The following is a 19154-nucleotide window of genomic DNA, read 5'->3' on the forward strand; positions in this document are numbered from 1 at the left end:
TTTCCAGCGGTTCTCTTGGTTGTCGTGTTATGCCAGTTCCACCACCCGGTTCTTCTCCCGCCCACTTCAGCAACCTGCCTCCCCCCACGAATGCCACGCCGGCCCAGCTGCGCGAGTATGAGCGGGGCCGCTGGAACCACTTCCTGGTAGATGAAGCCTGGCGACGTACGCGCTTCAATGCCCAGCCCAATGCCTTATTAACCGAAACAATAGTGGGACTCACACCCGGCCAGGCACTGGATGTGAACATGGGCGAAGGCCGCAACGCCCTGTACCTGGCCCAGCAAGGCTGGCAGGTGACGGGCGTAGACTTTGCCGACCAAGCCTTGCTGTATGCCCAGCAGCGGGCCCGGGAGTTGGGCGTTTTGCTGCGTACCCATGCCCAGGAGCTGGCCGCCTTCGACTGGGGTACGAATGCCTGGGACCTGGTGGTGCTCTGCTACGCCGACGACGAAGCCCACGTAGCGGAAGTGCACGCAGCGCTAAAACCGGGGGGCTTGCTCGTGTTCGAAAACTTCCATGCCGAGGTAAATGCGGCCTGGAATACTTCGCCAACCAAGCAAATAGGCTTTGACACTAATTACCTTCCCCAGCAGTACGCGGCCAAAGGATTCCGCATTGTGCGCTACGAAGAGCCCGTCGGTCCTGCTGACTTCACCAGGGAAACGCGGCGCCTGGTAAAGCTTGTTGCCCAGAAGTGCTAAAACACCTACGCTACTGCTGCTGAGCTCTACCAATTGGTTGGCGGTGCCGTAGATCAGCAAAGGCGCGTGAGTGCGCGACACCCCGCACCGCTGTGCACACTGGGGGCTCTTGCCTCTGCTGGAATTACTGCCGCAGAAAGCGTTGCAAGTAGGGAGCGGTGCGGCTTTCTTTGACTTTGGCAACCGCGGCGGGGGTTCCGGCAGCCACCACTTGTCCCCCTTCCTCGCCGGCACCGGGTCCAATGTCCAGTACCCAATCGGAGCCGGCCACGACGCGCATATCGTGCTCCACCACAATGACAGTGTTACCCGCTTCTACCAGGCCATCGAGCTGGGTGAGGAGCTTTTCAACGTCCGAAGGGTGCAGGCCGGTGGTAGGCTCATCCAGAATGTAGAGGGAGTTGCCGCGCTGGGCCCGCTGCAGCTCCGTAGCCAGCTTGATGCGCTGGGCTTCGCCCCCGCTCAGCTCGGTAGCGGGCTGCCCCAGGCGCAGATACCCCAGGCCCACCTCGCGCAGCACCGTGAGGGCCCGATGCACGGCAGGCTCATCAGCAAAAAAGGCCCAGGCATCATCCACGGTCAAACCCAGCACCTCGGCAATGTTCTTGTCGCGGTAGGTTATTTCTAGGGTTTTGGCGTTGTAGCGGGCTCCGTGGCAGACCGGGCAGGGGGCGTATACACTGGGCAAAAACAGCAGCTCGACCATTACAAACCCTTCGCCCTGGCAGTTTTCGCAGCGGCCTTTGGCTACGTTAAAGGAAAACCGGCCGGCATCGTAGCGGCGCTTTTTGGCCGCGGGCGTGGCCGCGAACAGCTTGCGCACGTGGTCAAACAGCCCGGTGTACGTGGCCATGTTGGAGCGGGGCGTGCGGCCGATGGGTTTCTGATCCACGCGCACGAGGCGCTTGATCTGCTCTATCCCAGCCACGATTCTTCCGCCGGTTTGCACCGGCGCGGCTTGCTCCAGCGGGTCGGCTTCTTCTTCCTCCGCCTCCACTGTTTGGCCCAGGCTTTCCGCTACCAGCTCTACCAGCACCTGGCTTACCAGGCTCGACTTGCCTGAACCCGACACGCCCGTAACGGTCGTAAACACGCCCAGCGGAAACTCCACCGCAAGGTTACTGAGGTTGTTGCGCGTTACCCCCTGCAGCCTAAGCCAGCCGCTGGCCTGACGCGGGGTGCGCGTTGCGGCGGGGTCTTCCTTGAACAAGTAGCGGCGGGTCTGGGAGCTTTCCACGTCGGCTAAGCCAGCCGGCACACCACTGTACAACACTTCTCCCCCCTGCTCTCCGGCGGCCGGCCCCACATCCACGAGCCAATCGGCCTGGCGTACCACGTCCAGATTGTGCTCCACCACAAACAGCGAATTACCGGCTTTTTTCAGCGTGTGCAGGGCGCTGAGCAGGGCTTCCGTGTCGGAAGGGTGCAGGCCCGCCGAGGGCTCATCGAGTACATAGACCACCCCAAACAAGTTGGAATACAGCTGGGTGGCCAGGCGCAGGCGCTGCAACTCGCCCGGCGACAACGTAGGCGTGCTGCGCTCCAAAGCCAGGTAGCCCAGGCCCAGATCCAGTAACACCGACAGGCGGGCGCACAAATCTTCGGCTATGCGCTGGGCTACGATGATTTGCTCGGGGTGAGCTGCGTCGTGCTTTTTGCGCCCCGCGGCGGTACCGTCGGCGTAGGGCTTAAGTAGCGCAGCCACCCGCTTGAGCGGCAGGCGGGCCATGTCGGCAATGTCGAGGCCAGCAAACTTTACGGCCAGGGACTCGGGGCGCAGGCGCTTGCCCTGGCAGGTGGGGCACTCGGTGCTAAGCATGTACTGCAGGGCCCGCTTTTTCATCAGCGGGCTTTGCGTAGTGGCGAAGGTGTGCAGCACGTGGCGCTTCACGCCCGTGAAGGTGCCCATGTAGTTTGGCGGCTCCCGGCGCTTAAGGGCCCGCTGCGTTTCCTCGGGCGAATAGCCAGGATATACGGGCACCACGGGCTGCTCCTCAGTGAACAGAATCCAGTCCCGGTCTTTCTGGGGCAGGTCTTTCCAGGGCGTGTCCACATCGTAGCCCAGCGTGACGAGGATGTCGCGCTGGTTTTGCCCGCCCCAGGCCTGGGGCCAGGCCGCAATGGCCCGCTCCCGGATGGTGAGCGTGGGGTCGGGCACCATGGTTTGCTCCGTCACTTCGTAGATGCGGCCCAGGCCGTGGCACTGCGGGCAGGCCCCCTCAGGCGTGTTGGGCGAAAATCCCTCGGCGTACACGATGCTTTGGCCCACGGGGTAGTCGCCGGCCCGGGAATAGAGCATGCGCAGCAAGTTAGACAAGGTTGTAACCGAGCCCACCGACGAGCGGGTAGTGGGTGTACCGCGCTGCTGCTGCAGGGCTACGGCCGGGGGCAGCCCGTCAATGCTATCCACCTCGGGCACGGCCATCTGGTGAAACAGCCGCCGCGCGTACGGCGACACCGACTCCAGGTAGCGGCGCTGGGCTTCGGCGTAGAGCGTACCAAACGCCAGGGAGGATTTGCCCGAGCCTGACACGCCGGTAAACACGACCAAGGCGTCGCGGGGAATGTCTACGTCTACGTTTTTGAGGTTGTGTTCCCGGGCCCCGCGCACGCGCACAAAGCCATCAAGGTTAGAAGAAGCAGAGGAAGGCGTCATGGGCCAAAATACGGCAGTAAACCGATTGTGGCTGGTTTTCCCTACGCTACACTATACACCACTGCCAGCGTCCAGGCCCCACTGATGCTGCCTTTCGCTTAACCAGGGGTTCGTATAATTACTTGAAAAACAAGCCATACAGCAGCCAGGCCACGGCAATCAATGCCATAACGTACCAGCCCCACTTCGTGTAGCGGTCATCAAAATCAGGGCGCGGGGCGCGGTTCATTCCGGGCATTTTCATGGTCATGCAGAAATTAGAGGGCCTGAAGACAAAGAGAGTAGCTATCCAGCCGGGAGTTACGTAAAAGCAGGCGGAAAACGTTTCTACCCGGTGGTTAGCCAGCAACGTAGAATAGAGGCGCTCTATATAGCGCAAATACCCGTCGCAACCCGTATCTTCCTAGCCAGCCAAGCTCCTCCGTACAGCTGCCCTGCTCCCCGACCAATGCACACCTTCTACGATACGCCGTCGTTGTCCATTGCTTTCGATGAGGAAAACCAATGGCTGTACGTGGAGTGGAAAGGCCAGCACGACGCCGTATCGGCTAAAAAAGGGGGCGAGCTGGTGCTGCACTACCTGCAAAGCTGCTCCTGCTACAAGATGCTCAACGACAACAGCCAGGTAACCAGCGAGTGGGAAAAGGGCGCCCGCTGGGTAGGCGGGCACTACTACACGACCCTGGCGGAAAAGGGCATCCGGTTTGTTGCCTGGATTTGCCCTCCGCACTGGCCGGCGCGCAAGTCCATGGAAACCGCCATGCTGTTCGTGACCCAGCCCATGGTCGTCTTGTTTGACGACGTTGCTTCCGGCTATTCCTGGCTCCTCAGGCAGGCCTAAGACGGCTTTATATCTTCTGCAGCAGCCGGGCTATTTCCGCAAAAGACGGCCGCTCGGCTACTACAGGCCGGGCACATTGCTGCTGCAGCGCCCATAGGGTCGTTAGGCGTTCATCTTTCTGGCTCGCCGGGCAATGCGTCAGCAGTTCCTCCAACAGGCAGCCAAAGGCCCGCACCTCCAGTTGCTGTAGGGCTTCGGCCTGCGCAGCGTCCTGGCCCCTGGTAAAACTGGCCGCCCCAAAGTCCGTCAGCAAGGCTTCGCCCGTAGTCGTCATCAGGATATTGTGGGCGTACAGGTCACCATGCAGGATACCGCGGGCATGGAGCTGGGCGGCCACCGAAGCTACCCGCTCCCCTATCCGCACTGCCGTTTCCAGGCTCCAGGCAGCGGAGGCTGGGTATACGTCACGGGTGCAGGTCGTAAAGCTGGGCGGCCCGGCCAGAATGGAAAATTCGGGCGCTATCAGCTCCAATACCAGGCCCTCGGCTTGCTGCGGTTGGCCAGCTACCTGCCCCAGCACGGGTATCAACCCCGCGTGCGGGCCGGCGCTGATGCAAGCCACCATTTCGCTGTGCGGCAATCCGTCACTGGTTACGGCGCCCTTGAACAGTTTTACGGCTACCGCCTTACGGTCCGTAGGCTTCTGCCACTCCGCCCGGTAAATCACCCCAGACGCGCCCTCGCCCAACTGCTGTTGCACCGCCATTTCTTCCCAACGGATTTCCGGAATAGGCTGCTGCGCCAGCGCCGTGGCTTCGGCTTGTTCACTGAGCGGGTTACCCGCGTAGGCCAGCCAGCTCAGGCGGGGCAGGGTGAGCAGCCAGGTTGGCAGCTCCACTAGGCGGTTGGCTGAAATGCGCAGCAGCTCCAGGGCCGTGCAGGCCGCCATTTCGGTTGGCAGCGCGGTGAGGTGGTTACCGGCGAGCATGAGCTTTTGCAGCTGCCCGCACCGGCCAATTTCGGGCGGTAGCGCCGTGAGTTGGTTGTCAGTCAGAATCAGCCAGCGCAGCTTGGGCGGCAGCGCGGCGGCGGGCAGCGTCCGGATCTGGTTGGCCTTGAAGCCCACCATTTCCAATTCCGGGCATTGCCCCAGCACCTCGGGCACCTCGGTAAACTGGTTATCGGAGCAGAAAAGGATGCGCAGCTTGCGCAGGCGGCCCAGGTCGGGGGGCAGGCTGCGGAGGGCGTTGCCGGAAAGGTTGAGGATTTCCAGCGAGTCGGCCAGGTCAAGGATTTCGCGCGGGAACTCCGTGAGGCCTTCTGCCAGATCGAGGCGGGTAGTGCCGGCCAGGTCGCCGCGGCGCAGTTGCTCCAGGGTGTGCATGCGGGCAAAGGTCGGGGTTTGCGCTGGCTGCGTTTGGCCGGGCAGGCTATTTTTCTGCCCTCTTCAAAAATTTTCAAAAAAATTTGCGCGAAAAAAATCCGGTTGTACATTTGCCCTGCGCTCCATGCCACGGAGCACTTATCAAGAAAGGCGGAGGGACAGGCCCTGTGATGCCTTAGCAACCAGTAGAAATACCAGGTGCTAAATCCTGTTCTGAGTCGGCTTCGGTCGGCGCGGAAGAAGATAAGTTAAAAGATGCCTACCGTCTGCAGCGGTCTTGCTCTTCTGACTTGTCGGGAGGGCTTTTTTTATGCTCTTTCGGTAAGAAATCTTGCATAAGTGTCTGGGCAACAAGGTGCGTTTTCGTCTAACCACAAAACGGCCAACCCCATGCAATCTGCCACTCGCCTCCTCCAGTCCATTCCCGTTGATGAGCTCACCGGCGCCATCTCCGTGCCGATTTATCAGACCTCGACCTTCGTGCAGGAGGCCCCTGGGGTAAACAAGGGCTACGACTACGCCCGCACCGGCAACCCCACGCGCCGCGCCCTCGAAAATATCCTGGCCACCCTTGAGTATGGCCACTCCGGCTACGCTTTCGCCTCAGGCCTGGCCGCCATTGATGCAGTGGTGAAGCTGCTCTCGGCCGGCGACCAGATCGTAGCCATCGACGACCTGTACGGTGGGGCCTTCCGCCTGTTCGAGCACGTGTACCGCCGCTTCGGCATCGACATCGTGTACTGCGACACCACCGACCCCGCGCAGGTAGCCGCCGCCCTCACCGAAAAAACCAAGCTGGTGTGGCTGGAGTCGCCCTCCAACCCTACCCTGAAAGTATCGGACATTGCCGCTATTGCCGACATTGCCCACGCCCACGGCGCCTGGCTGTGCGTAGACAACACCTTTGCCTCGCCCGTGCTGCAGCAGCCCATCAAGCTGGGAGCTGATATTGTGGTCCACAGCGCTACCAAGTACCTGGGCGGCCACTCTGACCTGATTGCCGGCGTTGTAGTAGCAGCCACCGAGGAAATCGGCCTGCAGCTGAAATTCATCCAGAACGCTTCGGGTGGTATCCTGGGGCCGTTTGACTCCTTCCTCGTGATTCGGGGGCTGGAAACGCTGCCGCTGCGCATTGAGCGTCACTGTAGCACGGCCCTGAAAGTGGCCCAGTTCCTCCAGACGCGCCCCGAAGTGCGGGCCGTATATTACCCCGGCCTGGAAGAGCACCCCAACCACGCGGTAGCCAAAAAGCAGCAGCCCAACGGTTTCGGCGGCATCATTGCCCTTGTGCTCGAAGACGACACCCAGGAAGCCGCTACCCAGGTGGTAACGGGCACCAAGTATTTCCACCTGGCCGAAAGCCTGGGCGGTGCCAAGAGCCTGCTTTGCCACCCAGCTACCATGACGCATAAGTCCACGCCCGTGGCCCAGCGCCGCGCCGCCGGTGTTGCCGACAGCCTGATTCGCTTGAGCGTGGGCTTGGAAGATGCCGAAGACCTAATTGCCGACCTGGCCCAAGCCCTGGACCGCCTGAGCGAAGCCAAGGAAAGCCTAAAGGAGGCCGTGCGCGAAGCCGAAGCCCAGCTGGCGTAGGGCTATAAAGACTTTACATAGTCATGCTGAGGGGAGCCGAAGCATCTTCACCGCTTCGTCTGAATTCCACTGCAACGAAGCGGTGAAGATGCTTCGACTTCCCTCAGCCTGACGGGCAACAGCAGAGTGACGCCTTTTTTGCATTTGCACAAGCATTATGAATCGTAACGACATCCGCATCGGGCTGTTTGGTTTTGGGGTGGTAGGCCAAGGCTTGCACACGGTACTGGAACGCACTCCCGGTTTGCGGGCCCGCATTGGCCGCATTGGGGTGAAGGACCGCACCAAATCCCGCAACCTGCCCGCCGAGCTGTTCACCTTTGACCGCGACGAAGTCTTGGACGACCCCACGCTCAACGTCATTGTGGAGCTGATTGACGACGCCGACGAGGCCTACCGCATTGTGACCGGGGCCCTGCGCCGGGGCAAAGCCGTGGTGACGGCCAACAAGAAAATGCTGGCCGAGCACCTGCAGGAGCTCATTGAGCTGCAGCGCGAAACCAACATGCCCCTGCTGTACGAAGCCGCCGCCTGCGCCTCCCTGCCCGTTATCCGCAACCTGGAGGAGTACTACGATACCGACCTGCTGGAAGCGGTGGAAGGCATTATCAACGGCTCCACCAACTACATTCTCACGGCCATGCACCGCGATGCGCTGACCTTCGCGGCGGCCCTGCGCAAGGCTCAGGAGCTGGGCTTCGCCGAGAGCAACCCTGCCCTCGATGTGGAAGGCCTCGACGCCCGTAATAAGCTGGTGCTGCTGCTGGCCCACGCCTTTGGGCTGGTGGCCCGGCCCGAGGACATTCTGGCCGTGGGCATCACGGGCATCAGTGACCTAGCCAGCAGCTACGCCCGCGAAAAAGGCCTGGTGCTGAAGCTGGTGGCCGAAGCCCGCCGCCTGCCCAACGGGGGCGTGGCCGCGGCCGTGCTGCCTACCCTGGTGCGCCCCGAGCACGAGCTGGCCCGCGTGCAGGACGAGTACAACGGCCTCATCACCCAAAGCAACTTCGCCGACCGGCAGTTTTTTCTGGGCAAAGGCGCCGGTGCTGTACCGACCGCCTCGGCAGTCCTCAGCGACCTATCGGCCCTGACCTACGGCTACCGTTATGAGTATAAGAAGCTCCACCAAGAAAGCACCCTGGCCCTCACGCCGACGGATGCCGAAGCTGATGTGCTGGTGACCTTCGGCGCCGAACACGCCCCCGACCGCGCCGATTTCAGCGCCATTCACGAATATTTCCATTCCCAGGAGTTGGGATACTACCTCACGGGCACCATTGGGCTGGATCAACTGGCGCAGGCCGCGTGGCTGCGGCTGCCGGGCATCAGCATCGTGCGGCTGCCAACGCCGTTGCGGGCCGTGACAACAGCACCTGCGTCGGAAACCGGTCCCGTCGTGCGGGCCGCATGGGCAACCGATGAAGCGGTGAGTCCGCTGTAGTCTCCAATTTTCCTGTTCAACCAGAACGCCCTGCCAGGTAGTACCTGGCAGGGCGTTCTGGTTTGAGGAGGCTACTACTAAACCCCTTTCAGTTTTAGGCCACCTCCGGAGAAACCAGCGGAGGCACTACAGCCATGCGGGTTTGGGGGCGCATGAGCAGCACGTAGAGGCCACCGGCCAGCAAGAACCCCACAAACCAGGCGTAGTTGTACACGGCCGCCAGCCAAGGCCACACGGTACCCGCCGGCAAAGCCCCCACTGCCTGCAGAAAGCCCGGGATGTTGGGCAGAATACCAATGCCTAAGGCCAGCATGGCGGCGTAGTTGATACCATTTTGGTAAGTGTAGCGGCCCTGGTACTGGTAGAGGTCGGGCACGTGGAGCTGCTGGTGGCGCAGCAGGTAGTAATCGGCAATCATGATGCCGCCGATGGGCCCCAGCAGCGCGGAGTAGCCTACTAGCCAGGTAAAAATGTAGCCGGAGGGGTCGGCAATAAGCTTCCAGGGAAAGATGAGCAGGCCGATGACGCCGGTGATGTAGCCGCCCGTGGTGAAGGATATTTTCTCGGGGGCGAAGTTGGCGAAGTCGTTGGCGGGGCTGACGATGTTGGCGGCAATGTTGGTAGCCAGCGTCGATAACGCCACGGCCAGCATGGCTACGCTCACCAGCACTTTACTATCGAACTTACCAGCCAGCACCACCGGGTCCCAGATGGTTTGCCCGTAAATGACGAACGTGGCCGACGTGACAACCACGCCCACAAAGGAAAATAGCGTCATCGACGAAGGCAACCCCAGGGCCTGACCCAGCACCTGGGCCCGCTGGCTGATGGCGTAGCGGGTGAAATCAGGAATGTTGAGGGAAAGCGTGGCCCAGAAACCCACCATGCCCGTGAGCGAGGGAAAGAAGAACGCCCAAAACTCGGCCGACGTGGCAAATTTGGCCGGCTGCGCGAGAATCGGCCCCAGGCCTTTCCCGGCTGAAATGGCCCACCACAGCAGCGCCGCTGCCGCTACCGGCAGGAAAAATGCCTTGAACACCAGCAGCTTCTTGATGCTGTCGACGCCCAGGTACACCACGTACATGTTCAGCAGCCAAAACAAAAAAAAGGTAATGGCCGGCCCCGTGGCCAGCCCCCAGGAATCAGGAAACACGGCGGGCAGCGTGGCCAGCCCCGGCACCCATAGTACGGCCATCTGATACAGGGCGTAGCCCCCAATCCAGGTCTGAATACCAAACCAGCCGCAGGCAATAATGGCGCGCAACAGCGCCGGCACGTTGGCGCCACGCACCCCAAACGACGCCCGCGCAAAAACCGGGAACGGAATACCATACTTCGCCCCGGCGTGCCCGTTGAGCAGCATGGGCACCAGCACCACCGTGTTGCCCAGGAAAATGGTGAGCAGGGCCTGCCACCAGTTCATGCCGCCCTCAATAAGGGAGCTAGCCAGCATGTAGGTCGGAATGCACAAGCTCATGCTGATCCAGAGGGCAGCGTAGTTGGCGCTGGTCCAGGTGCGGGCGGCGGCGGGCACGGGGGCCAGGTCGGAGCTGGTGAGGCCGGCGCTGGGCTGGTCGTTTACGGAGGTAGCTAGTACTTGCATAGAGCAGCGCCTTGACAGGTTTACTCCGTAAGTAAAGCAGAGAAAGCACGTTACGCAAGTAGCAGGCGCTAAGGCCGGTGGGGTATCGACCAAAACATGCTACTGCTCGTGGATAGGTGTAAGCGCGGGGCAACTCCCGCGCGTCACGGACCTCGCCCCGCCTCAGGAGCTGCAGGAGAGCGTGGCGCTGCCGGGCTTTTCGCGGGCCCATTCCGGGCGCTTGGCGGCCAGCTCCTCGTGCTCAGGCTGCTCATCAAAGGGCGTTTTGAGCACGTGCAGCAAGCGGTGTACTCCCGACAGGTCGCCGGCCTCGGCGGCCTCAATGGCCTGCTGGGCCAGGTAGTTGCGCAGTACGTACTTAGGATTGGCCGCCAGCATTCCGTTCCGAATGGTTTCGGCGTCAGCTGTTTCCTGGCGCACGCGCTGCCCATACTGCTCCAGCCACTGCCGCAGCTGGTCCAGGCCCGCCGCGGGCGACTCGGGGTAGGCGGCGGTAGCGAGTAACGCGGTCCACGTAGCACCTTCCTCGGCTTGCTGCGCCAACAGACCATAGGTGCTGTGCGAAAGGTGCCGGAAAAAAATCGTCATATCGACTTGCGCCGCGGCCAGGGCTTCCAGTAGCGCATCGAGCAGTGGGGTATCGTCGGAAGCGGCAGCAGCGGTAAGGCCCAGCTTGCGGCGCAGCATCTCCTGGCGCTTGGCGGTGAACGTGGCCACATACTCGTCCAGGTGTGGGCGCAACGCCAAAGGGTCGGGTACCAGGGGCGTGAGGGCCTGGGCCAGGGCCATCAGGTTCCAGAGGCCAATGCGCGGCTGTTGCCCGAAGGCGTAGCGGTGGGTGGCGAAGTCGGTGGTGTTGGGCGTCCAGCCAGGTTCGTAGGGTTCCAGCCAGCCGTAGGGTCCGTAGTCAATGGTCAAGCCCAGAATGGACATGTTGTCGGTGTTCATCACCCCGTGCACAAACCCCACCGACATCCAGTGCGCCATAAGCACGGCCGTACGCTGGCACACCTCCGCAAACCAGCGCTCATACACCTCAGGGCTAGGCTCGCCCAGGGCCGGGAAATACCGCCGGATAACGTAGTCGGCCAGGCGGCGCAGGTTGTCGATTTCGCCCGTGGCGGCCAGCAGCTGGAAATTGCCGAAGCGCACGAAGGTGGGCGCTACCCTGGCCACAATGGCCCCCGGCTCGGGGCGGGCATTGCCGTTGTAAAACATGTCACGCACCACCAGGTCGCCGGTGGCTACCAGGCTCAGGGCCCGGGTGGTAGGCACGCCCAGGTGGTGCATAGCTTCGCTGCACAGAAACTCCCGAATGGAGGAGCGCAGCACGGCGCGGCCATCGGCGCGGCGCGAGTACGGGGTAGGTCCTGCGCCTTTAAGTTGGATTTCCCAGCTACGCGCGTCCGGGGCCTGCACCTCACCCAGGGAAATAGCGCGCCCGTCGCCGAGCTGTCCGGCCCAGCTGCCAAACTGGTGCCCCCCGTAGCGCGCCGCAAAGGGCTTCATCGATTCCAGCACGCGGTTGCCCGCCAGTACCTCCACGGCCGCTCCCTGCTCGGGCGGGCGGCGCAGCCCCAGCTCGGCAGCCAGCTCCTCCGACCAAGCCAGCAGGCGCGGGTCGGCTACGGGGGTGGGCACCACGCGGGAGTAGTGGTAGCCGGGCACCTGGCGGGGGGTGTTATCGAAAGTGGTGTCGCCGTTCATTTCCTCCACGAAGGAGTTCTGAAAGGTGGCATGCTCCAGGGACTGAGGGGCTGATGTTGTCATATACGAGAGTAGCTGGAAAACCCGAAAACCAAATTTACGGCGGGGCACCCGGCGGATGGGGCTAACGGAGGCTGCTGCTACCTACGTGTCTTGCCGCCAACAATGTTCCTACAGCCGGGTTGCGGCGTATTGGCACAAGGCGCTTAAGCAGCAGGTTTCAAGCGTACCCCCAGACTATAATCGTTTCAAGCAGGCAGTTACTGATTTTCACAGCGACTAGTTTTTCAGCCAGCGCACGGTGTATGGCTGCCCCGCTATCGTGGCGTGCACAATGTAGGTGCCGGCCGGCAGCTCCGGCGCCCACAGCACCCACGACGTGGCGGTGGCACTCAACGTTTCCTGCTTCACCGTGCGCCCCACCGCGTCTACTACCCGAATTACAACGGGCTGCCGCCCCGCCTGCGGCCAGTGCAGCGCGGGCGCGGCGGCCGGGTTCGGAAACAGTTCCAGCCGGCCCCGTGCAGCCAGCGCAGTGGCGGCCGTAACTGTATTGCCCAGGGTGCCGTCGGCCAGAATGTTCTGGGCATAGACGCCCATTCCCTGCCGATAATCTTCCCAGACCATAGCCAGCGACTCATCGGCCAGCAGCGTGGTTACGGCAGAGGACTTAATGGTGGCAGCCGTCGTAAGCAGGCGGGGGCTATCGGCCCAGCGTGCTTGGCCTTCGTACGTCAGGCGCAGGGCAGCCATAGCCCCTGCTTCCCCTACGAAGCGCTGCATGTGCAAGGCCAGTACCAAGTCATGGCCCGTGTCGTTGAAGCCGAGCAGGTTGGGTTTTACCGTTTGCTGGGGTATCAGGGTGAAACCAGCTTCGCCGAGCAGGCGGGTACCGTCGGCGGCTTGCAGCTTCTGCAGGGCCAGCGCTTGAGAAGGAGCATAGGGGTCGAATACCTCATAGGCTACCCACACGGCCTGCTGAGTGGCGTTGTACTGGATTTTGGCAAATTGGGTCTGCAGGGTGCTGGCCACTCCAGGTGCTGCGGCCACGCCCGTAGTATTCCACTGCGCCCCGGTTTTGGTTACGTGCTGCACATATACGCCTAGTCGCAGCTTATCGGGTCCGCCGGCGGCCTGCACGGCCACAAAGGCCCCACCGTCGCCGTCGCTCACAGCTAGGGGCCGACCGCCCAGGATACCATCCCCAGCAGTTGTTATCTGCGTGGGCGCTGCCCATTCCAGCGCCCCATTGGCCGCTATCCGCTGCATGTAAATCAGGTAGCTATTAGGGCCTTTTACAAAGCGCCGGTACGTGATGAGCACTCCTTCATCGGGGCCGGCGGCCAGCAGGTGGCTGGGTAACAGGTTGCCCAGGCTGGGGGCCTTAAGACGCGTCGGCTCCGCCCACTGGGGCTTACCATCAGTGGAGAGCTTTTGCAGGCAGATATACGAGCCGGTAGGGTCGGCGGTGGGTACGTAGGTCATCCAAGCCACTACTACCTCCTGAGCGGGCGTGATGGCCAAGTGCGGATTGGTGCCCCCGGTGGCCGGCGCGGTATCAAACAGGGAAGCGCCGGCCGGGCCCCACAGCAGGTCGCCGGCCGGGTTGATTTTCTGCACCAGCAGGTGCGAAGTACTGGTATGCACGGCCGCCGCCGGATACACGAGCAGGGCGTTGCCCGCAGCATCCGTCTGCAGATCATAGTTAGTGGTAAAATTTCCGGCCGGAGCAGGACTGATGGTCACGCCTTCCTTGCCCCACTGCGGCCGTCCCTGGGCGTTGAGGCGCTGCAGGTGCAGCCAGAACTTCCGGTTGGCATCGGCCTCCCACCACGCTATGTAGGTACCACCGGCCGCTATGGCTGCCACCCGCGGGTTGGCCTCAGTCCGGTCAATCACGTCCCGCACCAGCATGTTCTGGTCAATATCAGCAGACCACTGGCCAAAAACCGGCGTGGCCAGCAGGGCCCAACAGCAAGCCAGTGCGGCCGTGAGACGAGGATAATTCATGCGGTAGAGCACAATACTATAGGTGAATAGGTGGACCGAAGTAAGCCGGGCCAAAAACAAGAAAATATGTCTTTTCCCGCTTGCGCAGCATGAGCACAGATCCACAAATATACATCCTGGCTCCTACTCAAAGGCGCTGTATGGCCCGATTTGCTTGTAGAGCCGGGAAAATTCACTTGCTGGTTTTGCGACTGGTACCTAGCTACCCTTCGCCCGGCTGAGCAGCCCCCTATTCTACCGGGCGAAGCAGGTGCAGGTGAGCCAAGTGGTGCTGGCCATGCCAGGCATACTGCACTAGGGCCTGGTCGAGGGTATAGGTTTGCTGGTACAAGGGGTGAAAGAACGTGCGCCGCCACTGCTCGGCCGTGAGGTGCCAGAGCAGGGTAACCCAGCGCGAATGCAGAGCTTCCAACAGGGCCAGGGAAACCGTTATGGGCGTGGCGTCATTGTCGGGCAAAGCGGCCCAGGCATTCATGTCGAAGGGGCGAATGGTGGGGTGCTCTTCCGTGAGGGCCAGCCGAAAGCGAAGGTAGAAATTCAGGTGTACATCGGCTACGTGGTGCACTACCTGACGGCCCGTCCAGCCGCCCGGGCGGTACGGGTTTTCCAGCCGCACGCCCCCGGCGGCCCGGGCGGCCGCCGTTAGGGCCGCGGGCAGCGCCGCCAGCTGGTTGATGTAGCCGGCCCGCTGCGCAGCGGTGAGCGGGCCCTCCGGCAGCACGGGCCGGCCAATAGGATACTGTAGGTCGATAAGGTTGCTTTCCATAGGCCCAAACATAAACTGCGAACTGTGCCGGCGGCCCATGTCAGCCCAAAAATTAACGTGAAGACAAACCTGTTTTTTTTCCATTTCCCGAAGGTGCATTGCCCCAGCGCAACGGGCTAAAAACAAACAGGGCCCCGACAACTGCCGGAGCCCTGAAAAGCTTCAAGTAGAAAGGTCTTGCCCGCCAATACGGCTAAGACGACCTGGTGGAGTAATGCTCATCAATGGCCTGTTCCATCGTTTCGCGCAACACCATAATGAGCTTGGTTCGCTCGGTTTCGGGCATGCTCTGCATGGCCCGCTCGATGGTGAGGCGGTACACATGGGCCATGAAGTTGGCCCCGTAGGTGGTGAAGAACCCATCGTGGACTTTGCCAAACGCCTCTTTTTCGGCCGAGGAAATTGATAAGGAAAGGGCCAGCCATTCTTTGGCATTGTTGGCCAGGCTGAGTTGCAGGTCTTGATCCATGAGTTGGGGCAGAAGGTAAAACGAGGCGCCTACTGGGCGCGACGGTAGGGCCGGAACAGGTGGGGCACAAACACCGGCGCCAGCGGGCCAATGCCCCCGTGGGCGGCGTAAAAATGTTGGATGGCTCCTTCCAGCCCAGCCCGGTCGGTTAGCGCCAGCGTGGTAAGCACGTCCTGCTGGTCGAGCGGGGCAATGAGCGTGCTCAGGCGGCAGCTGTCGATGCCGTAAGGATGCTCGATATACAAGGCAGTACCATCCTGCGCCAGGTGCTGCTGCTGGTAGCGCCAGGCAGCGGCGAAGGGTAGTTGGCTGGACGTACGCTCGGGTTCAGTTGAGACAAAGCCAAGGCTTCGCAGGTAAGAATCGGTCATGAAAAACAGAAAAGGAATTAGGACGTGGTAATAACCTCCGCCGGCCAGTTTACTTGCCGCAGCAGCACCCGGAATTCGGCTTCGGAGGCCAGGCGCCCCTGAAAGCTGTACAGCAGCTGCCCGTTTACAGCCTCCAGCAGGGTGATTTCTAAATCTTCGTACAGCACAATGGTTTCCTGACCACAGTCGCTGGGGCGGCTATACCGCGCCTGACCGGGCGGAGCCGTGAATTGTTTGAAGCCAAAGGCCCGCAGCAGCTCGGCCGATGGCTGGTAGTAGGAAGACATAAGGGAAGCCCGTAGGAGGGCGCACCGCCGACAGGCAGGGCGGAAAAGAGGGCGGCGGAGAAAACGCCGGTAGCACTGGCAGGCCAGCACCATCAACAAGCAGTACGGCGGCCGTTAAGTTCAGTTCGACTTCTCACCGATTACGCCAGCCGAGGCGTCACAAGCCCATGCAAATAGCTGTTTTTCAAGCCCCTTTCCTAGTGCGTCCGGCCAGATTCCCCCCGGCAGTGCCTTTGCTGCCTCTGGGGGCAGTATTCCGCCCGAAGTATTTTTGGCAGGGGCGGGAGGCAAACCAGAAAGCCCGGCGGCGGCGTATAGAAGTCGCCCGCTTTGGGGTTGTTTTTTCCTGTTATGAAGTTTTCTCCCTGGCTTTGCGGCGCCGTGCTGCTGCTCACCCCCGTGCTGCTTTTGGCAGCCCACGAATACGCCACGGCGCGCGCCAGCCTCCGCACCGCCGACTTGCCCTATGTGGCCGCGGCCGCCCCCGACTTCGACGCGGAGCGCCACCGCCTGGATGTGTATAGCCCGCGCAAGGGCACGGCGCCCCGGCCGGTAGTGATCTTTATTCATGGTGGCAGCTGGAACAGCGGCAGCAAGGATTTTTACGCCTTCATCGGGCGGCGGCTGGCCCGGCAGGGCCTGGTAGCCGTGGTTGTCAACTACCGCCTTTCCCCGCAGGTGCAGGTGCCGGCCATGGCCTTCGACTGCGCCCGGGCGGTGCGCTGGACCGAGCAGCACATCCGGGAATATGGCGGCGACCCGGCCCGCATTTTCCTGCTGGGTCACTCGGCGGGCGGGGGCCTGGCGGCCCTGCTAGCCACCGACAACGCGCTGTTTGCCCGCCTGGGCCAGCCGCACAACCCTGTTCGGGGCGTGGTGCTTGATGATGCGGCCGGGCTGAACATGTATACTTACCTGCAAAAGCAACAATACCCCGGCGACGCCGCTTACCTGGTGCCCTTCGGCCCCGATGCCCGCGTGTGGCAGCAGGTGTCGCCGTACTATCATCTCACCCGCCAGAGCCCGCCCTTCCTGGTATTTGTGGGCGGCAAGACCTATCCTTCCATCCGCAGCAGCAGCGAGGAGTTCTGCCAGCGGCTGCGGGACCTGGGGCAGGCACCGCGCTTTACCGTGCTGCCCGGCAAAAAGCACGCGGCCATGGTACTGCAGCTATACTGGCCGCGCAACATTATCTACCAGCAGCTCAAGGAGTTTGTGGGCCTTCCGCCTACGTCAGCCGCGCCGGCCGGGGCAGGCCACTAGCCGCCCTACCCTGCCCTTGCCCCCGACTGCATATTTTTAGGCCCTCCCTGGCAACTCCGCTCTTTCACTTGTTGTTGCAGTCTTGCTCGTCGCCCGCCTGCTTTGCACGGCAAGCGGCGGCCTTAAACTGTTTCTTCCCCACCCCCGATCCTATGCTTCTGCCTGCCATGCGGCTGTATTTTGAAAACCCTGTGGGCCGTGTCTTGGAGCACCCCGACGGGTATGCCTACATCCAGTACCACCCCGGCCCCCGCAAGCTCCACCATTTACAAGCTTTTCTCACGCACACCAGCCAGCTGCTACGCCTGCGCAACTGGAACAAGCTCCTCGGCGACCAGCGCCAGATGGCTCCCTTCACCCCCGAGGAAAGTGAGTGGATTGTGGATTACTGGCTTTCGGCGAAAAACCAGGGTAGTAGCGTGTACGGGGCCGTGCTGTTGCCTGAAGACGTGTTTGCGCGGCTTTCCGTGAACAACATGCTGCAGGAAGCCAAAGCCGCCGCCCTCACCTACCGTATGTTCAGCAGCGAAGCCGACGCCATTGTTTGGCTGCGGCAGCAGGGTTAGCGCGCTGGGTATTTTTCTTGAAAATCAACTTCTTACCAACTGCCACTTTGTGCGGGTGTAGGCAATCCGAAACCCGTGCTTTTCGGCATTGCGCTGCGACTGGCTGCCGGGCAAGGCTCCCATCATAGCTAGTGTGCAGCCCTGGTTGGCGGCGTAGTGCAGGCGGGCCGCCAGCAAGGCCTGCTGCCCGCCCTGCCGTCGGCCCGCCGGGATGGTGCTGGCTCCGGCCAGTAGGGCCGCATCATCCTGTACGAAAAGTGCCCCCGTCGCAATGGGCTGGCCCGCCAGCTCTGCCAGGAAGGGCCGCGCCCCAATGCTTTGGGCACTGATCAGCCCAAACTCCTGCATGAATACGTCCAGGCCCTGCATTTCGCTGGCCCAACCCGCCGCCGATACGCTGGCCCAAAGGGGCGCTTCGTCGGCCGAAAGCAGCCGGGTATGCAGTTGGGGATGGTGCTCACCCAAGACTGCTGCAGGGGCCAGCGGCAGCGGCAGATACAATACGCTGGTGTATTCGATGGGCTGGTAGCCCCGCTGGTTAAGCAAGGCCAGCAGCGAGGCATCAGCCAAAGGACTGATTTCGTGGAATACCGGTGCGCCCCTTTCCAGGAAGAACTCCTCCAGCTCGGCCAGATGCTCGGCTTCTGCTTCTGCAAATAAGCCGAGCCCAAAGGTTTGCGTAAGTGGGGAGTCGGGCCCGTCGAACATAGCGTAGGCACCGCCTACCTCGCGCCACTGCGCTCCGCTGTCTGGCTGCAGCCGGGCCCGGGCCTCTACGAAAGCGGCATTGCTTGCCCCTTCGGTGCGCTCGAGTCGTTGGGCCAGGGTTCGGTCAGAGTAAAGCATAAGCCGGAAAAGAATAAGGCAGCACTGCCACGGGCAAGCGGCCGCAAAAGGATGGCGCCAAGGTAATAGTCCCGGCCGATTCGGCCTAAGCCAACGGGTAACCTCCCCTGGCTCCCAGCGTTAAGGACAGGTATGAGCAGAGCATTTGCCAAAGAGGAAGATTCACTGGAGGCGCCCATTATTCCGCCGCGGGCTGCCTTGCCGCCGGGCACGCCCAACTACGTGACGCCCCGGGGCCTGGAGCTCCTGCGCCAAGAGCTGCAGGCCCTGGAAGCCGAACGCACCCAGGCCGAAGCCAACCGCGAAAACGAAGCCGACCGCACCCGGCAACTCACCGTGCTGAATGGTCGGCTAAGTGCCCTGAGTGCCCGGCTGGCTACGGCCAAGGTGGTCGACCCCCGTACGCAGCCCCCGCAGGAAGTGCGCTTCGGTGCCACGGTTACGCTGCGCACCGTGCAGGGTGCAAAACCAGGCTTGGTGCGCTCCTTCACCCTGGTGGGCGTCGACGAGGCATCGGTGGCCGAGGGGCGTGTCGCGTTTATTTCTCCCATTGCCCGGGCCATTCAGGGGGCGCGGCTGGGGCAACAGGTGCGCGTGCCCCCAGCCGAAACGGTGGAAATAACGGCCATTTGCTACCCCGCTGACTAGTGCCCGGCAGGGCTGACTTTACCGACAGCGCAAGCCCTGCTGCCAAGCCGAGGGGCGGC

At 62.1% G+C, this 19154-nt stretch carries 18 protein-coding genes and 1 riboswitch; of the genes, 7 read left to right on the plus strand and 11 right to left on the minus strand.

The annotated features are described in order from the left end of the window. Nucleotides 1–29 precede the first annotated feature (29 nt). Nucleotides 30–704 carry a class I SAM-dependent methyltransferase gene (locus tag HER32_RS02970; RefSeq protein ID WP_168680411.1) on the plus strand — a complete coding sequence of 225 codons (675 nt, stop codon included), beginning with the start codon at nt 30–32 and terminating at the stop codon, nt 702–704. A 124-nt stretch (nt 705–828) separates the two neighbouring features. Here HER32_RS02970 and uvrA read toward each other — a convergent pair whose 3' ends face one another. Together uvrA and HER32_RS20295 are read right to left on the minus strand one after the other, a co-directional pair. Further along, on the minus strand, nt 829–3360 hold the full coding sequence (uvrA, locus tag HER32_RS02975; RefSeq protein ID WP_168680412.1) for an excinuclease ABC subunit UvrA: 2532 nt from the start codon (nt 3358–3360) through the stop codon (nt 829–831). 118 nt (nt 3361–3478) lie between these two features. Further along, the gene (locus tag HER32_RS20295) at nt 3479–3604 is read right to left on the minus strand and encodes a hypothetical protein (protein ID WP_262383875.1); all 126 of its coding nucleotides are present in this window, start codon (nt 3602–3604) and stop codon (nt 3479–3481) included. A gap of 204 nt (nt 3605–3808) precedes the next feature. On the opposite strand from HER32_RS20295, the gene HER32_RS02980 reads away from it, so the two are divergent. After that, nucleotides 3809–4201: a hypothetical protein gene (locus HER32_RS02980; protein WP_168680414.1), complete on the plus strand. Its 393-nt coding sequence runs from the start codon at nt 3809–3811 to the stop codon at nt 4199–4201. Nucleotides 4202–4208: 7 nt separating this feature from the next. Here HER32_RS02980 and HER32_RS02985 read toward each other — a convergent pair whose 3' ends face one another. Then, nucleotides 4209–5525: a leucine-rich repeat-containing protein kinase family protein gene (locus tag HER32_RS02985; RefSeq protein WP_168680416.1), complete on the minus strand. Its 1317-nt coding sequence runs from the start codon at nt 5523–5525 to the stop codon at nt 4209–4211. A 135-nt stretch (nt 5526–5660) separates the two neighbouring features. Further along, nucleotides 5661–5775, plus strand: a riboswitch (SAM riboswitch). A 140-nt stretch (nt 5776–5915) separates the two neighbouring features. On the opposite strand from HER32_RS02985, the gene HER32_RS02990 reads away from it, so the two are divergent. Next, the gene (locus HER32_RS02990) at nt 5916–7118 is read left to right on the plus strand and encodes a trans-sulfuration enzyme family protein (RefSeq protein WP_168680418.1); all 1203 of its coding nucleotides are present in this window, start codon (nt 5916–5918) and stop codon (nt 7116–7118) included. A 157-nt stretch (nt 7119–7275) separates the two neighbouring features. After that, nucleotides 7276–8559: a homoserine dehydrogenase gene (locus HER32_RS02995; protein WP_168680420.1), complete on the plus strand. Its 1284-nt coding sequence runs from the start codon at nt 7276–7278 to the stop codon at nt 8557–8559. A 94-nt stretch (nt 8560–8653) separates the two neighbouring features. Here HER32_RS02995 and HER32_RS03000 read toward each other — a convergent pair whose 3' ends face one another. The 7 genes from HER32_RS03000 to HER32_RS03030 form a co-directional block, all read right to left on the minus strand. Further along, complete coding sequence (locus HER32_RS03000) at nt 8654–10162, minus strand: NCS1 family nucleobase:cation symporter-1 (RefSeq protein WP_149069153.1); 1509 nt, start codon at nt 10160–10162, stop codon at nt 8654–8656. 162 nt (nt 10163–10324) lie between these two features. Next, the gene (locus tag HER32_RS03005) at nt 10325–11932 is read right to left on the minus strand and encodes a protein adenylyltransferase SelO (RefSeq protein ID WP_168680422.1); all 1608 of its coding nucleotides are present in this window, start codon (nt 11930–11932) and stop codon (nt 10325–10327) included. 216 nt (nt 11933–12148) lie between these two features. After that, entirely contained in the window at nt 12149–13879 is a 1731-nt protein-coding gene (locus tag HER32_RS03010) for a T9SS type A sorting domain-containing protein (protein WP_168680425.1), read from the minus strand. Nucleotides 13880–14108: 229 nt separating this feature from the next. Further along, nucleotides 14109–14645 carry a YfiT family bacillithiol transferase gene (locus tag HER32_RS03015; protein ID WP_168680427.1) on the minus strand — a complete coding sequence of 179 codons (537 nt, stop codon included), beginning with the start codon at nt 14643–14645 and terminating at the stop codon, nt 14109–14111. A 193-nt stretch (nt 14646–14838) separates the two neighbouring features. Continuing rightward, complete coding sequence (locus HER32_RS03020) at nt 14839–15114, minus strand: hypothetical protein (RefSeq protein ID WP_149069149.1); 276 nt, start codon at nt 15112–15114, stop codon at nt 14839–14841. A 29-nt stretch (nt 15115–15143) separates the two neighbouring features. Further along, nucleotides 15144–15485 carry a hypothetical protein gene (locus tag HER32_RS03025; protein ID WP_168680429.1) on the minus strand — a complete coding sequence of 114 codons (342 nt, stop codon included), beginning with the start codon at nt 15483–15485 and terminating at the stop codon, nt 15144–15146. A 17-nt stretch (nt 15486–15502) separates the two neighbouring features. Beyond that, the gene (locus HER32_RS03030) at nt 15503–15772 is read right to left on the minus strand and encodes a hypothetical protein (RefSeq protein WP_149069147.1); all 270 of its coding nucleotides are present in this window, start codon (nt 15770–15772) and stop codon (nt 15503–15505) included. A 351-nt stretch (nt 15773–16123) separates the two neighbouring features. Here HER32_RS03030 and HER32_RS03035 point away from each other — a divergent pair, with 351 nt between their 5' ends. Together HER32_RS03035 and HER32_RS03040 are read left to right on the plus strand one after the other, a co-directional pair. Next, nucleotides 16124–17035, plus strand: a complete 912-nt coding sequence (locus tag HER32_RS03035; protein WP_168680431.1) for an alpha/beta hydrolase — start codon at nt 16124–16126, stop codon at nt 17033–17035. Nucleotides 17036–17187: 152 nt separating this feature from the next. Then, nucleotides 17188–17601, plus strand: a complete 414-nt coding sequence (locus HER32_RS03040; protein WP_149069145.1) for a hypothetical protein — start codon at nt 17188–17190, stop codon at nt 17599–17601. 24 nt (nt 17602–17625) lie between these two features. Here HER32_RS03040 and HER32_RS03045 read toward each other — a convergent pair whose 3' ends face one another. Next, nucleotides 17626–18447, minus strand: a complete 822-nt coding sequence (locus HER32_RS03045; RefSeq protein WP_168680433.1) for a GNAT family N-acetyltransferase — start codon at nt 18445–18447, stop codon at nt 17626–17628. Nucleotides 18448–18579: 132 nt separating this feature from the next. Between HER32_RS03045 and HER32_RS03050 the strand changes: the two genes are divergently transcribed. Further along, a complete protein-coding gene (locus tag HER32_RS03050; protein ID WP_149069143.1) occupies nt 18580–19095 on the plus strand; it encodes a GreA/GreB family elongation factor in 516 nt (171 codons plus the stop codon). The last annotated feature ends 59 nt before the right edge of the window (nt 19096–19154 follow it).

This window comes from Hymenobacter sp. BT18 (assembly GCF_012273015.1).
GTDB classification, from domain to species: Bacteria; Bacteroidota; Bacteroidia; order Cytophagales; family Hymenobacteraceae; genus Hymenobacter; species Hymenobacter lutimineralis.